The following is a 14,992-nucleotide window of genomic DNA, read 5'->3' as shown; positions in this document are numbered from 1 at the left end:
TTTACTAAAAAATAATCCATATTAAAGTGATAATTTGTATCATTTTAATATGGATTATTTTTTTATTTAAAATTTGGTAATTATGATAAAATATAAATAAAAATAATTTTCAGTAAATTCAGAAAACTAACTTGTCTTTACATAAGAAAAGTAGTAAAATAAATATATAAAATAAATAAATATTTTAAGTCTTCTAATTGAACTTAAATGTATTGAGAGGAGCTGGACGTATGAAAGTAACAGTTGTAACAAAAAACATTGAATTGACTCCTGCTTTAAAAGATATGGTAGAAAAGAAGGTTTCAAAGCTTGATAAGTATTTTGAAAGTGATGTAAATGCTAAGGCTACATTATCAGTTCAAAAGAACAGACATAGAATAGAAGTAGCTATTCCTTTCAACGGAATATTACTTAGGGCTGAAGAAATGACAGAAGATATGTATAAATCAATAGATAAGGTAGAAGAGAAGTTAGAAAGACAAATAAGAAAGCAAAGAACTAAACTTGCAAGAAAGCATAATAATTCATTAAAATTCTCAGAGCTTGCAGCAGATGCTCAAGAAGATGAACATCAAGGTAAAGTTGTAAAAACAAAGAAATTTGCTGTTAAGCCAATGGATGTTGAAGAAGCTATTTTGCAAATGGAGCTTATAGGACATAATTTCTTCGTTTATAAAGATGCTGAAACTAATGAAATAAGCGTATTATATAAGAGAAAAGATGGAGATTATGGATTATTAGAACCAGATTATAAGTAAAATACAAAATTTAATAAGCTAAATATGGACTCTATAAAGAAGGTTATACTTCTTTATAGAGCTTTTTAATTTTAAAATATCAATAATTGTTAGAAAGTTGAAATACATTAAGTAAAAATGGTATAATTTATAAATGTATACTAATATGTAAATAGAAAAATACTAATAATTATTTATAGTGTTTGAAAGGATGAATATATGGGAATATTTAAAGCCTTATTTGGCTCATATAGTGAAAGAGAAGTAAAGAGAATAAAACCATTAGTTGATAAGATAGAAAGTTTAGATTCAGCGATGGGAGCATTAAGCGATGAAGAACTTAGAGGAAAAACAGAAGAATTCAAGGAAAGATATAAAAATGGTGAATCACTAGATGATTTACTTCCAGAAGCATTTGCTGTAGTTAGAGAAGCTTCATGGAGAGTGTTAAATATGAAGCATTACAGAGAGCAATTAATTGGAGGTATAGTCCTTCATCAAGGTAGAATTGCAGAGATGAAAACTGGTGAAGGTAAAACATTAGTTGCTACACTTCCTGCATATTTAAATGCAATATCAGGAGATGGTGTTCATGTAATTACAGTTAATGATTACTTAGCAGCCAGAGATAGAGAGTGGATGGGTCAAGTTTATGAATTTTTAGGATTAACAACAGGAGTTATAGTCCATGATTTAAATAATAATCAAAGAAGAGATGCATATAATGCAGATATAACATATGGAACTAATAATGAATTTGGATTTGATTATTTAAGAGATAACATGGTTGTTTATAAAGAAGAAAGAGTTCAAAGAGGACTTAACTTTGTAATTGTAGATGAGGTTGATTCAATTCTTATAGATGAGGCTAGAACACCACTTATAATTTCAGGTGCTGGAGAAAAGTCAACAGAGTTTTATAAAGTTGCAGATTATTTTGTAAAAACTTTAGTTGAAGAAAAAGATTATACTATAGATGAAAAAGCAAATGCTGCTATGCTTACAGAAGAAGGTATAGAAAAAGCAGAAAAAGCATTTAAAGTTGAAAACTATGCAGATGCTGAAAATATGCAATTACAACATTATGTAACTCAAGCATTAAAGGCCAACTATGTAATGAAACGTGATAAGGATTATATGGTTAAGGATGGAGAAGTTATAATTGTTGATGAATTTACAGGAAGACTTATGGAAGGTAGAAGATATTCAGATGGTCTTCACCAAGCTATTGAAGCAAAAGAAGGAGTTAAAATAGCAAGAGAGTCAAAAACTTTAGCAACAATAACATTCCAAAATTATTTCAGAATGTATAATAAATTATCAGGTATGACAGGTACTGCTTTAACAGAGGAAAATGAATTTAGAGAAATTTATGGATTAGATGTTATAGTAGTTCCAACACACAGGCCGGTTCAAAGAGTTGATAATGATGATATAGTATATAAAACAGCTAGAGGAAAATATAATGCTATAGTTGAAGAAATTGAAAAGGCTCATGAAAAAGGTCAACCAGTGCTTGTTGGTACATCAAGTATAGAAAAATCAGAAATAATATCATCTCTTTTAAAGAAAAAGGGAATTAAGCATAAAGTTTTAAATGCTAAATATCATGAACAAGAAGCAGAAATTATAGCTGATGCTGGAGAAGTTGGATCAGTAACTATAGCAACAAATATGGCTGGTAGAGGTACAGATATTAAGTTAGGTGAAGGTGCATTAGAAGTTGGTGGACTTAAGATAATTGGTACTGAAAGACATGAATCAAGAAGAATAGATAATCAGCTTAGAGGACGTTCAGGTAGACAGGGAGATATAGGGGAATCAACATTCTTTGTTTCATTAGAAGATGATTTAATGAGAATATTCATGTCAGAGAAAACTCATGCTATGGTTGATAAGCTTGGCTTAGAAGAAGATGATGCAATTGAAAGTAAAATAATAACAAGATCAATAGAAAGTGCTCAAAAGAAAGTTGAAGGACATAACTTTGATATAAGAAAGAATCTTTTAGGCTATGATGATGTTATGAATATGCAAAGGGAAGTTATATACAAGCAAAGAAGTCAAGTTCTTGAAGGAGAAAACTTAAAAGAACAAATTGAAGAAATGATAAAAGAAGTAATAAGTGATGCAGTTGATGCGCATATTACAGGAGTAGAGGATAACTATGAAAAAGAATTTAAAAATTTAATTCTTTATCTAGATGACATATGTCTTCCTGCAAATAGAGTAACTATTGATGATTTATTAAATCTTTCAAATGATGAAATAAAAGAAAAACTTATTAATATTGCATTAGAAATATATAAAGGTAAAGAAGCTGAGTTTGGAGAAGAAAAGCTTAGAGAGATAGAGAGAGTTGTACTTCTTAAAAATGTTGATATAAAATGGATGGATCATATAGATAATATGGATCACTTAAAGCAAGGAATTGGACTTAGAGCATTCAAGCAACAAGACCCAGTTCAAGCCTATCAAGTAGAAGGTAGTGCTATGTTTGATGAAATGATTGAAGCTATAAAAGTAGATACAGTTAAATATTTATTCCACGTTCAAATGGAAAAAGCACCAGAAGAAAGAGAAAGAGTTGCTAAGGAAACACAAGCAGTTCATGTTGGTGGTGGAGATGGAGAAAGTCCTAAAAAGAAAGCACCAGTAAGAAAAGAAGTAACAGTTGGAAGAAATGAACCTTGTCCATGCGGAAGTGGAAAGAAATTTAAAAATTGTTGTGGCAGAGAAGTATAGGGCTTAAATATTGGGCATCGTTATTTAACATAACGATGCTCTTTAAGATTAAAGATAGAGGTGATTTTGTATGAGAATAGAGCTTGAAAAAGCATTAGGAAAAATGCCAAGTTTAAAGTCAAAAATAGATGAAATGAGGGCTTCACTTTGACAAGGAAGCTTTAGAAAAACAAATTGAAGAATTAAATCTTAAAATGCAAGAGGTAGGATTTTGGGATGATATAAAACAAGCTGAAGAAGTAACAAAAGAAAGTAAATTCTTAAAATCAAGATTAGAAAGATTTAATTTATTAGAAAGAAAAATAGAAGATATAGAAGTTTTAAATGAAATTATGGAAGAAGATGATGATGAATCAATAAATGAAATAATTTCAGAAATAAAGGAATTAGATAAATTAGTTGAAGAATATAGAATAGAAATAATGCTTTCAGGTGAATATGATAAAAATGATGTGATATTAACACTTCATGTTGGTGTAGGTGGTACTGATGCTAATGATTGGACAGAAATGCTACTAAGAATGTATACAAGATGGTGTGAGAAAAAAGGATTTACTGTTGAAACTTTAGATTTAATACAAGGTGATGAAGCAGGAATAAAAAGTGTTACATTAAAAGTAAAAGGTGATTTTGCATATGGGTATTTAAAAGCAGAAAAGGGAATTCATAGATTAGTTAGAATATCACCTTACAATGCTAATGGTAAAAGACAAACTTCTTTTGCATCAGTTGAAGTTTTACCTGAGCTTACAAAAGATCAAGACATAGATATAAGACCTGATGATTTAAAAATTGATACATTTAGAGCAAGTGGAGCTGGTGGACAGCATGTTAATAAAACTGAATCAGCAATTAGAATAACTCATATACCAACTGGTATAGTAGTTCAGTGTCAAAATGAAAGAAGTCAATTCGCTAACAAAGATACTGCTATGAATATGTTAAAGTCAAAGCTTATTGAATTAAAAGATAGAGCACATAAAGAAAAAATAGAAGATTTAACAGGAGAACTTAAAGATATGGGATGGGGAAGTCAAATAAGATCATATGTATTCCATCCATATAATATGGTTAAAGACCATAGAACTGGAGAAGAAACATCAAATGTTCAAGCTGTCATGGATGGTGAAATTGATTCATTTATAAATGCGTATCTTTCAAGTGAACTAAATTAATAAATAAAGCAGGGATTAATATATTAATTAAAGAATATAAAATATAGTATAATTAAGAAGTAAAAATTTAAATTAACTATAGAAGAAGGTATAAAAATGTATAAAGAACAATTAGAGAAAATTTATCTTAATAAAGAAATTACTTTAAAAGAATTTTGGGAAGCTTTTTTTAGTGAATTATCATTTAAGGAATTTATTAAAGAGAATAAGATAAGTGAAAAAGAAGAAATTGGCGATGAGAATATTGTAAATATAAGTTATAAAGGTGAGAAATATAAAATAAAACTTTATGTTGAAGATCTTAGACTTGAAGATTTAAAGGACTGTATTTGTAAAGTAGAATATATAAAAAGTATATAATAAAAATTTAAGGTGAAATTAAAGTTTATAATTTTAATTTCACCTTTTATAATTTTAAATTATAGGTTTAATTTTTAATAAATCTAAAATATCAATGTTAAAAACATTTTTACTTATAACATAAAAGCTATATATTAAAGTTAATGCTGTCAAAAATTTTAGAGTTCTATTAAAATATTTCTCTCCATTAGAATTAGTTTTTATAAAGAAAATACTTATATTAGCCTTAATAGGATAAAAAAGTTCTATTCCTTCCTTTGTTAATAAATCAAGAAAAAGGTGAGATATATATCCTAATAAAAAGCCATAGCACATACTTAAAACTATAATGTTATTATTGCTCGTTTTTATAAAAACTTGAAATGCAAAAAATATAATAAAAACACATACTAGGCTATGAGTAAAACCTCTATGTCTAAATCTTCTTCCAAATAATCTTGATATAAAAGGGTGTCTTTTACTAATAAAAGAACTTTTCATATCTATATCAGGGAAAAGTGAACCAACATGAGAAGTATAGAAAAATATTAATATAGATAATAATGCATAACCTAAATTATAATTTATTAAATATTTTGTAATAAAAGTGTTTAATGTAATAAGAGCAATAAAGAATCCTCCTGATGAATGTGTTTCTCTAGTCATATCTTATAGCACCTTTTAAAATAATTATTTAATCATAGTATACACATTATATAGTTATATGCCAAGTATTACAAATCTTATTTATAAATATTGAAATTATGAATGAGAATTTTTATGATTTTCAATTTTTTTTAAAATTGGATAACTTATTAATACTAAAAAGCAAACAAAGGAAATTGCATGTAATGTAGGATTAAAAATAAATAATTTACTTTTCGGATAAAGTTCATTAACTAAATAATTATCAACAACCTTGAAAACATTATCAACAGAATCTGTAGATATATTTTCAACTTTATCAGATGGAGTGTGGATTTTACTAACATCTGAATGACATATAGTTAAAGCATCAAAATTATTATTTATAAAACTTGCATGATCGCTTGAATCTTCGTATTTTATATTATAGTCTTGATTTTTTGTTAAACATATATTTTCAAAATCTTTAAGTAAAGGTGAAGGCATATCTATAGATTTACTACCTCTAATAAATGTAATAGGATAATTTTTTGCTCCTATCATATCAAAATTAATAACTTTTGCATCTTTTAAAATATCTTTATATTTTGATGAGAATTTTTGAGAACCCAAAAGTCCAAATTCTTCTCCATTTAAGGCTACAAATATAATATCTCTATTTGGTTTTGGAAGAGATGATAAGTAAGAAGCTAGTTCTAATAAAAATGATGTTCCAGATGCATTATCTAATGCTCCACAATATAAGTTATTCAAGCAATCAATACCCATATGGTCAAAGTGAGCAGTTAGAATTAATGGCGGATTATCATTATTTCTACCTTCTATTTTTCCAACTACATTAAATGTTTCTGTATTGACTAATTTATAAGGCAATGTTACTGAAATTTTCAAATCTTTTTTTAAGCTTTTTATAATATAATCATAGGTTTCTTTTGATATAGCAATTGCAAATGATATTGGTGATTCATATACAAAAGAACTTCTAAAATTAAAATTATTTTCTTTGCTAACATAAAATAAAAAAATATCTTTACCTTTTCTAAAGGATATTGAAGATGGAGATATATTTATACTATCATCAGAAGATAATGTTACATCTGAAATTTTAAAATTAAGCATATCTTCTTTAAAGTCTTCTCCATATTTAAAGTCTTTAATAACTTTTTCTGAATTAGTTATTTGTAATTTAGCACTTGTATTATTTTTAATTGGGGTTACTACTTGAAAACTTTCTTTATAATCAGAATCTAAAGGTTTTAAACCTAAAGATTTAAAAGTTTCAGATATGTAGTTTGAAACATTATCATTTTCCTTTGTTCCGCAAAGTCTTCCTGCAAATTTCTCTGATGAAAGAAATTCAATATTATTTTTCACATCTTTTGAATCAAATGTATCAATAGAGCATCTTAAAATTAAAAATGAAATAAAAATAATTGCAGAAATAGCAGTTAATATTTTATAAGTTTTTGACTTCATTAAATTCTCCTAAAAAATTGTTTTAATAAAGTTTATTAACCTTCTGCAATTATTATGATAAAAACAATATTAAGTTTAAGTTAAGCCTTTTTATATAGCATATCAACGATTGCATAAACTATAGTAAATAACAAACATATGCATATTAAGAAATTAACTTTAGATTGATAAATTAAAAGCAATCCACCAAAAAGAGTGGTTGTGAGAATAACATAATTTATAAATTTATGCATACCAGCTTTTTTACCTGTTATAACAGAAACTGATGATATTAATATTAAAGATAAGGTTAAAAAAGAAAGAGATTCTCTTAAAATACTAGAAAACTCTATTATTTTAAAGTAATCAAAGGTTAATAATGTTATAAAAATTATTAATAGCAAAGAAATAACTTTTTGAATTTGAGAATTCATAAAAACACCTCTAATCTGGAAAATATTTACAATTAAAATTATACTAGAACTTAACATAATTACAATATGTAATATTAAGTAAATATTATAAAACAAAATTTTATTATAGGGTATAATAGAAAGATAAGGAAATTTAAGTGTGGAGGTATAAAATGAATATTAATGATAGATTATCAAAAGAATTAGGTCTTAAATTAAATATAATTAATAATGTTATTGAGTTATTAGATGGAGGGAATACAGTTCCTTTCATAGCTAGATATAGAAAAGAAATGACAGGCGGTCTTTCTGATGAAGTTTTAAGAAACTTAGAAGAAAGATTAGTTTATTTGAGAAATTTACAAGAAAGAAAAGAAACTGTAAGAAAATTAATTGAAGAGCAAGGAAATCTTACTGAAGAAATAGAGAATAACTTAAAAAAAGCAGATACTTTAACAGAAGTAGAAGATATATATAGACCATTTAAGCCTAAAAAGAGAACTAGAGCTATAATTGCATTAGAAAAAGGTTTAAAGCCTTTAGGTGAACTTATTTTAAGTGGAGAATTTAAGGGCAATATAGAAGATGAGGCAGAGAAGTTTATAAATGAAGAAAAGGATGTAAATAGTAAGGAAGACGCAATTAAAGGTGCGCTTGATATAGTTGCAGAAATAATATCAGATGAAGCAAAATATAGAAAGTGGATTAGAACATTTGTATTTAATGAAGGTTTAATTGAAACTAAAGGTGGAAGTGAAGAACAAACTCCATATGAAATGTATTATGATTATAGTGAAGAAGTTAAGAAAATACCTTCACATAGAATACTTGCTATAAATAGAGGAGAAAAGGAAAAAATTCTTTCTGTAAAGATAGTTTCAAATGAAGATAAAATAATAAGCTACTTAGAATCAAATTTATTAAAAGGAAATAAGGAAACTGATATATTATTAAGTGAAGCAATAAAAGATTCACTAAAGAGACTTATATATCCTTCAATAGAGAGAGAAATAAGAAGTGAACTTACAGATAAAGGTGAAGAAGGTGCTATAAATGTATTTAAAGAGAATTTAAAAGCATTATTACTTCAAGCTCCTATAAAAGGAAAAGTAGTTATGGGATACGACCCAGGATTTAGAACTGGATGTAAAATAGCAGTTTTAGATAGTACAGGTAAATTTTTAGAAAATACAGCAGTATATCCAACTGCACCCAAAAATGATGTTGAAGGAACAAAAAATACATTAAAAAATCTTATTAAAAAATATAGTGTTGATGTTATATCACTTGGTAATGGAACAGCTTCAAGAGAATCAGAAGAAGTTATAAGTGAGATGATAAAAGAAATAAAAGATGAAACAGGAAAAGAAGTAGCTTATGTTATTGTTTCAGAGGCAGGAGCATCAGTTTATTCAGCATCAAAACTTGCAAGTAAAGAATATCCAGACTTAGATGTTACAGTTAGAGGAGCTATATCAATAGGAAGAAGACTTCAAGACCCACTTGCTGAACTTGTAAAAATAGATCCAAAGGCAATTGGAGTAGGACAATATCAACATGATGTAACTCAAAAAAGATTAGAGGAATCTTTAAATGGTGTAGTAGAAGATTCAGTAAATAAGGTTGGAGTAGATTTAAATACAGCAACACCAAGCCTTTTAACACATATATCAGGAATAAATTCAAGTATTGCTGATAATATAGTAGCTTATAGAGACGAAGTTGGTTTATTTAAATCAAGAAAAGAATTGCTTAAAGTTAAGAGATTAGGTCAAAAAGCATTTGAACAATGTGCAGGTTTTTTAAGAGTTATGGAAAGTAAAAATCCATTAGATAATACTTCAGTTCATCCTGAATCATATGATGCAGCTAAAAAGCTTATAGAAATTTTAGGATATACTATAGATGATTTAAAAAATAAAAAGCTAACTGACATAGAAGAAAGAGTTAACAAAAAAGGATTAAATAATCTATCAAAAGAAATTAAAGTTGGAGAACTTACTCTTAAGGATATAATTAAAGAATTACAAAAACCTGGTAGAGATCCAAGAGAAGATATGCCAAAACCAATATTAAAAACAGGAGTTATAGAATTAAAAGATCTAAAGTCTGGTATGATACTTATGGGAACAGTTAGAAATGTTTCAGACTTTGGAGCTTTTGTAGATATTGGAGTACATCAAGATGGGCTAGTTCATAAAAGTCAAATGGCTAATAAATTTGTTAAACATCCACTTGATATAGTTAAGGTTGGAGACGTAATAAAAGTTAAAGTATTAGATGTTGATGAAAAAAGAAAAAGAATAGCACTTTCTATGAAAGAGGTTGAATAGTAAAAAATAATATTTTTATTATATAAAGTTTGAAGACTATATAATACATGTAAAAAAATGTCTATCTTAATTAATTAGATAGGCATTTTTTTATGAAATTAATCGGAATTTTTAGAGAACGTTTTCTTGTTCATGGTAAAAAATGGATGGTATAATATTATTAGAAAGGAGGAAAATATGAAATATATATTATCAATTTTAATAGTGATGGTTCTCACTTTTATATCAATGTTTATGTTTACTATTAATATGAATAAGGATAAAAGTATAAAGTTAAATGCAAAATTATCATCTGTAATGATTATAGTTGCATTACCTATAATCTCTTTGGTTGGTGGGACATTATTTTTAGCCTTTAAGTTAATAGAAACAATATTAAATTTAAATATAAAAACCTATGATATATTTTTAATTTCAATAATAGGAGTATTTATAATATTTATTTGTGATTTAATAAGTAAAAAAATAATAGGAGAAGTAGTACCATCTATTTTTGCAAAAAAATATAAAGAACAAGAGTTAAGTGAAGAAAAAATGTTAGAAATAATAAATAACTCAAGAAAAAACTTTAATATATGTACTTTAGTAATAATGTATCTTTTAAGTCTACTGTTTTATCTTATAGTAATGAAAATCATATCAGTAGAAGTCTCTTTATTATTCTTAATCTTAATATCTTTTATAAATTTAGTCAGCTATAAGATATTTTTTAGAACATCAATAAAAGAATAAAAAATATGTAATAAAAATAAAAAAATATAAATATTAATAACAGAGAGAAGAAATTATATAAAAGCTTATAAAAAATTATGTTTTAAATAAAGTGGTACTTACCACTTGGAGTTGGGAGGAGTTAAAATGCCAAATATTTTATTAACAAGAGTGGATAATCGTCTTATACATGGACAAGTTGGAGTAACTTGGGTAAATCATTTAGGTGCTAATTTAATATTAGTTGCAAATGATAAAGTTGCAGCAGATCCTGTTCAACAAAGCTTAATGGAAATGGTTTTACCAGACGCAATACAAACAAGATTTTTTACAATAGATAAAACAATAAATATAATTCATAAAGCTTCAGATAGACAAAAAATATTTTTAGTTTGTAGAACACCACAAGATGCATTAAGACTCATAGAAGGTGGGGTACCAATAAAAGAATTAAATATAGGAAATATGCATTTTAGTGAAGGAAAAGAACAAATATCATCAACAGTATCACTAGATGAAGATGATAAAAAGACAATAAGAAAAATTATTGACTTAGGTATTAAAGTTGAAATTAGAAGAGTTCCTGACGAAAGAGTTGAAGTTGACATAGAAAAGTACGTTTAATTCTAAGTTGCTTTCATTTTAATTATTTAATATATTTTAAAATTTAATAAAGGGGGAACTTTTAAATGTTAGTAGAAGCATTGTTAATTGCTATCTGGGCTGGTATAGCTGGTATCGATATGTTCGATGGATTAACACATATACACAGGCCAATAGTAACAGGACCAATTGTAGGACTTATACTTGGAGATATGACTACTGGACTTATTGTAGGAGCTTCTTTAGAAGTTGTATTTATGGGAATGGTACCACTAGCTGGTGCACAACCACCAAATGTTGTTATCGGAGGTATTATAGGTACAAGTATTGCCATTCTAGGAAAACTTGATCCTCAAGCAGCAATTGGAGTTGCTATTCCATTTGCTGTAGCTGCACAAGCTGGAATTACATTATTATTTACTATTTTCTCACCAGTAATGCATAAAGCTGATAAATATGCGGAAGAAGCAAATACCAAAGGAATTGATAAAATTAACTATATGGGAATGGTAGTTTTATTTATATCATATTTCATATGTGGATTTTTACCAATATTCTTTGGAGCAGAACAAGCTGCTGCAATAGTTAATAAAATTCCTACTGTTATAATTGAAGGATTATCAGTAGCAGGTGGAATGATGCCAGCTATAGGATTTGCTATGTTACTTAAAATTATGCTTAAGAAAGAATATGTTGCTTTCTTAATTGGTGGATTTTTATTAGTAACTTACTTCAATATTCCAATATTAGCCCTTGCTTTAGTTGGATTATGCATAGCTTTATATGATTATTATGCAAAATCTAATGAACCTGAAAAAGTTGTTGTAAAGGAGGAGTATGAAGATGGCATCTAAAGTAGAATATAAACAAGCATCTGAATCAGTTAGCTTAGGATATAAAGATGCTAGAACTGATAAGGTAATAACTAATAAAGATTTAAATAAAATGGTATGGAGATCTTTATTCCTTCAAGCATCTTTTAATTATGAAAGAATGCAGGCTTGTGGATGGTTATATGGATTATTACCAGGTCTTAAGAAAATTCATACAAACAAAAAAGACCTTTCAGATTCAATGAAAGATCATATGGAATTTTTTAATACACATCCATTCTTAGTTACATTTATAATGGGACTTGTAATTGCCATGGAAGAAAATAAAGAAGATAGAAATACAATAAGAGCTATAAAGGTTGCTACAATGGGACCTTTAGGCGGAATTGGAGATGCTTTATTTTGGCTTACAGCACTTCCAATTTGCGTTGGTGTAGGAGCATCACTTGCAAGTCAAGGAAATATTGCAGGACCTATAGTATTTTTATTATTATTTAATGCATTACATTTCTTCCTAAGATTTTTCTTAATGAAGTATGGTTACAACACAGGTGTTAAAGCTATTTCAAATTTAAAAGAGCAAACTAAAAAGATTTCACATGCAGCTTCAATTGTTGGATTAACAGTTGTTGGTGGACTTATAGCATCAATGGTTAACTTAAAGACTACATTTGTTGCAACAGTTGGTCAAGCTGAAGTAAAGATTCAAGAAGGAGTTTTAGATGCTGTAATGCCAAATCTTTTACCTTTACTTTATACATTTTTAATGTATAAGCTTCTTAAGAAAGGTATGTCACCTATTATGTTAATAGGAGCTACTGTAGTAATTGGTATTTTAGGAAAGGCAATTGGTATATTATAAATTAAAAATATTAAACTTTGGGGGATTACTTAATTAAGTCCCCCTATTTTATTGAAAAATATAAATAGGTAGTTACCAGTTTGAAAATTTAAAGTTTATATTGAAAAATTAGTTTGTAATTGATTATAATTAAATTATAATTATAAACAAGGTGGTAATTAATAGTGAAAGTAATAGATAAAAGTTCTAAGATACCTCTATACTTACAGCTTATGGATATACTGATAGATAAAATTAATAAAGGTTTAAAAGAAAATGATAGATTATTATCAGAAAGAGAAATATGTGATATATATGATGTAAGTAGAACTACGGTAAGACAAGCTTTAGATGAATTGGAAAGAGATGGTTATATATATAAGTTACATGGAAAAGGTACGTTTGTAGCGCCAAAAAGGGTTAATCAAGATTTAGTATCATTTTATTCTTTTACAGATGAAATGAAAAAAATTGGCAAAGAGCCATCTTCTCAAATAATTAATTTTGAGATAGTAGAAGCTGGAGAAAAGATTTCAAATAAATTCAATATTAAAGCTGAAGAGTTACTTTATAAATTAGTAAGAGTTAGGAAAGCTGATAATGTACCTATGATGTATGAAGTTACATATTTACCATTTGAAAGATTTTATGAATTATCTAAAGAGAAATTAGAAGGCAAAGCCATGTATGATGTACTTAAAGAAGAGTATAATGCAAACTTAACATTTGCAGAAGAATATTTTGAGCCTATATTAACTAATAAGCTAGAAAGTATTTATTTAGAAATACATGAAGGAGCGCCTAGTTTAAAGATCGAAAGATATACTTATGAAAGTAAAAGATTAATAGAATATACAGTAAGTATAGTAAGAGGAGATAAATTTAAATATAGAGTTCAGTTAAACAATAATTAAATTAAATAAAAATAAAAATTTTTAAAACAAGTGGTAATGACAACATTATCAGTTAAGGAGGGTAATAAAATGATTTTTGAATTAACAGAGGAATTTTGGGGAGAGGTTAATGGTATATTTACTGCTAAAGAGATAAGGCAACAACCTGAGCTTTGGAAACAAACTTATGAAATCATAGAAAATAATAAAGAAAATATCAAAAATTTTTTAAATAAAAACTTAACTGAAAAAACTAGAATAATTTTAACTGGTGCAGGTACATCAGATTATGTAGGAGATACTATTTATTTATATTTAGCTAAAAAGTTAAATTTAAGAGTTGAAGCAATTGCAACAACTGATTTGGTATCAAACCCATATGAATTTATAGAAGAAGACACAAAAACAATATTAGTATCATTTGCAAGATCAGGAAATAGTCCAGAAAGTATTGGTGCTTATGAATTATTTCAAAATAATGTTAAAGATATAGCACAAATGGTTATTACATGTAATAAAAATGGTGAATTAGCTAAGAAATCAGAAGAATATGAAAACACACTATGTTTATTAATGCCAGAAAGGTCAAATGATCAAAGTTTTGCAATGACAAGTTCTTTTAGTTGTATGGTGCTTGCAACATTATTAGCTTTTGATATAGATAATTTAAAGGAAAATAAAAAATATGTTGATATAGTTGTAAAGCAAGGAGAAAAAATATTAGAAAATAAATTTAAAGATGTTAAAGAGCTTGTAGATTTAGGATGTAATAGAGTTGTTTATTTAGGTTCAGGAGCATTAAAGGGATTATGTCAAGAAATGGCTCTTAAAAATTTAGAGTTAACTAGTGGAAAGATAGTTACTGTTTGTGAATCAGTTTTAGGATTTAGGCATGGTCCAAAGTCTATTATAGATGATAATACATTAGTTATTTTTATGAATTCAATAAATAGTTATACAAATCTTTATGATTTGGATTTAATAAAAGAAATACATGGAGACAATGGAGGGCATAAATTAGCTGTAATTAGCTATAACAAAAACAATGAACTTAATTCATTATGTGATAAATATATAGAAATAGATGGGAAGGATATTCCAGAAATATATACAGTATTTAATTACATGCTTTTTGGACAAATGTTTGGATTATTTAGTTCACTTAAGTTAGGAATATCTCCAGATAATCCAAGACCTGATGGAACAGTAAATAGAGTAGTCAAGGGTGTAATAATACATGAATATAAGAAATAGTCTATAAGTAGGGGG

The 14,992-nt window shown here is 27.0% G+C and carries 14 protein-coding genes; 11 read left to right on the top strand and 3 right to left on the bottom strand.

Annotation, left to right across the window (positions count from 1 at the left end):
- Positions 1-230: 230 nt before the first annotated feature.
- From hpf to AC4FQ1_RS07510, 4 genes are all read left to right on the top strand, one after another.
- Complete coding sequence (gene hpf, locus AC4FQ1_RS07525; RefSeq protein ID WP_303129713.1) at positions 231-758, top strand: ribosome hibernation-promoting factor, HPF/YfiA family; 528 nt, start codon at positions 231-233, stop codon at positions 756-758.
- A 198-nt stretch (positions 759-956) separates the two neighbouring features.
- Entirely contained in the window at positions 957-3,482 is a 2,526-nt protein-coding gene (gene secA / locus AC4FQ1_RS07520) for a preprotein translocase subunit SecA (protein ID WP_303129711.1), read from the top strand.
- Between the two features lie 70 nt (positions 3,483-3,552).
- A protein-coding gene (gene prfB / locus AC4FQ1_RS07515; protein ID WP_303129709.1) for a peptide chain release factor 2 occupies positions 3,553-4,657 on the top strand; the annotation gives its coding sequence in 2 pieces (ribosomal slippage) (positions 3,553-3,618 and positions 3,620-4,657; 1,104 coding nt in all).
- Positions 4,658-4,753: 96 nt separating this feature from the next.
- A complete protein-coding gene (locus tag AC4FQ1_RS07510; RefSeq protein WP_491148031.1) occupies positions 4,754-5,017 on the top strand; it encodes a hypothetical protein in 264 nt (87 codons plus the stop codon).
- A gap of 54 nt (positions 5,018-5,071) precedes the next feature.
- On the opposite strand, the gene AC4FQ1_RS07505 is transcribed toward AC4FQ1_RS07510, so the two are convergent.
- From AC4FQ1_RS07505 to AC4FQ1_RS07495, 3 genes are all read right to left on the bottom strand, one after another.
- Positions 5,072-5,662 (bottom strand): metal-dependent hydrolase, encoded by a 591-nt coding sequence (locus AC4FQ1_RS07505; RefSeq protein ID WP_303129701.1) that lies wholly within the window; start codon positions 5,660-5,662, stop codon positions 5,072-5,074.
- Positions 5,663-5,758: 96 nt separating this feature from the next.
- Entirely contained in the window at positions 5,759-7,117 is a 1,359-nt protein-coding gene (locus tag AC4FQ1_RS07500; RefSeq protein WP_491169376.1) for a M28 family metallopeptidase, read from the bottom strand.
- A gap of 80 nt (positions 7,118-7,197) precedes the next feature.
- A complete protein-coding gene (locus AC4FQ1_RS07495) occupies positions 7,198-7,530 on the bottom strand; it encodes a hypothetical protein (RefSeq protein ID WP_303129697.1) in 333 nt (110 codons plus the stop codon).
- 152 nt (positions 7,531-7,682) lie between these two features.
- Here AC4FQ1_RS07495 and AC4FQ1_RS07490 point away from each other — a divergent pair, with 152 nt between their 5' ends.
- The 7 genes from AC4FQ1_RS07490 to AC4FQ1_RS07460 all read left to right on the top strand — a co-directional run bounded on the left by AC4FQ1_RS07490 (position 7,683) and on the right by AC4FQ1_RS07460 (position 14,977).
- Complete coding sequence (locus AC4FQ1_RS07490) at positions 7,683-9,842, top strand: Tex family protein (RefSeq protein ID WP_303129694.1); 2,160 nt, start codon at positions 7,683-7,685, stop codon at positions 9,840-9,842.
- Positions 9,843-10,019: 177 nt separating this feature from the next.
- Positions 10,020-10,574 carry a hypothetical protein gene (locus AC4FQ1_RS07485; protein ID WP_491169375.1) on the top strand — a complete coding sequence of 185 codons (555 nt, stop codon included), beginning with the start codon at positions 10,020-10,022 and terminating at the stop codon, positions 10,572-10,574.
- A gap of 126 nt (positions 10,575-10,700) precedes the next feature.
- Positions 10,701-11,177, top strand: a complete 477-nt coding sequence (gene agaB, locus AC4FQ1_RS07480) for a PTS galactosamine transporter subunit IIB (RefSeq protein ID WP_303129690.1) — start codon at positions 10,701-10,703, stop codon at positions 11,175-11,177.
- 65 nt (positions 11,178-11,242) lie between these two features.
- Complete coding sequence (agaW, locus tag AC4FQ1_RS07475) at positions 11,243-12,010, top strand: PTS N-acetylgalactosamine transporter subunit IIC (protein ID WP_491169374.1); 768 nt, start codon at positions 11,243-11,245, stop codon at positions 12,008-12,010.
- The gene (locus tag AC4FQ1_RS07470; RefSeq protein ID WP_303129686.1) at positions 12,000-12,851 is read left to right on the top strand and encodes a PTS system mannose/fructose/sorbose family transporter subunit IID; all 852 of its coding nucleotides are present in this window, start codon (positions 12,000-12,002) and stop codon (positions 12,849-12,851) included. Before agaW ends, AC4FQ1_RS07470 begins: the two co-directional genes overlap by 11 nt.
- 164 nt (positions 12,852-13,015) lie before the next feature.
- Positions 13,016-13,744 (top strand): GntR family transcriptional regulator, encoded by a 729-nt coding sequence (locus AC4FQ1_RS07465; protein WP_491169373.1) that lies wholly within the window; start codon positions 13,016-13,018, stop codon positions 13,742-13,744.
- A gap of 69 nt (positions 13,745-13,813) precedes the next feature.
- Positions 13,814-14,977 carry an SIS domain-containing protein gene (locus AC4FQ1_RS07460; protein WP_491169372.1) on the top strand — a complete coding sequence of 388 codons (1,164 nt, stop codon included), beginning with the start codon at positions 13,814-13,816 and terminating at the stop codon, positions 14,975-14,977.
- Positions 14,978-14,992: the final 15 nt, after the last annotated feature.

The organism is Clostridium sp. TJA020, from assembly GCF_058310295.1.
This window is presented reverse-complemented; position numbering and strand designations above follow the sequence as displayed.

Bases quoted from the DNA above. Each gene is read 5' to 3' on its own strand.
- hpf (WP_303129713.1), top strand. From the start codon at position 231: ATGAAAGTAACAGTTGTAACAAAAAACATTGAATTGACTCCTGCTTTA.
- secA (WP_303129711.1), top strand. From the start codon at position 957: ATGGGAATATTTAAAGCCTTATTTGGCTCATATAGTGAAAGAGAAGTA.
- AC4FQ1_RS07510 (WP_491148031.1), top strand. From the start codon at position 4,754: ATGTATAAAGAACAATTAGAGAAAATTTATCTTAATAAAGAAATTACT.
- AC4FQ1_RS07505 (WP_303129701.1), bottom strand. From the start codon at position 5,662: ATGACTAGAGAAACACATTCATCAGGAGGATTCTTTATTGCTCTTATT.
- AC4FQ1_RS07500 (WP_491169376.1), bottom strand. From the start codon at position 7,117: ATGAAGTCAAAAACTTATAAAATATTAACTGCTATTTCTGCAATTATT.
- AC4FQ1_RS07495 (WP_303129697.1), bottom strand. From the start codon at position 7,530: ATGAATTCTCAAATTCAAAAAGTTATTTCTTTGCTATTAATAATTTTT.
- AC4FQ1_RS07490 (WP_303129694.1), top strand. From the start codon at position 7,683: ATGAATATTAATGATAGATTATCAAAAGAATTAGGTCTTAAATTAAAT.
- AC4FQ1_RS07485 (WP_491169375.1), top strand. From the start codon at position 10,020: ATGAAATATATATTATCAATTTTAATAGTGATGGTTCTCACTTTTATA.
- agaB (WP_303129690.1), top strand. From the start codon at position 10,701: ATGCCAAATATTTTATTAACAAGAGTGGATAATCGTCTTATACATGGA.
- agaW (WP_491169374.1), top strand. From the start codon at position 11,243: ATGTTAGTAGAAGCATTGTTAATTGCTATCTGGGCTGGTATAGCTGGT.
- AC4FQ1_RS07470 (WP_303129686.1), top strand. From the start codon at position 12,000: ATGGCATCTAAAGTAGAATATAAACAAGCATCTGAATCAGTTAGCTTA.
- AC4FQ1_RS07460 (WP_491169372.1), top strand. From the start codon at position 13,814: ATGATTTTTGAATTAACAGAGGAATTTTGGGGAGAGGTTAATGGTATA.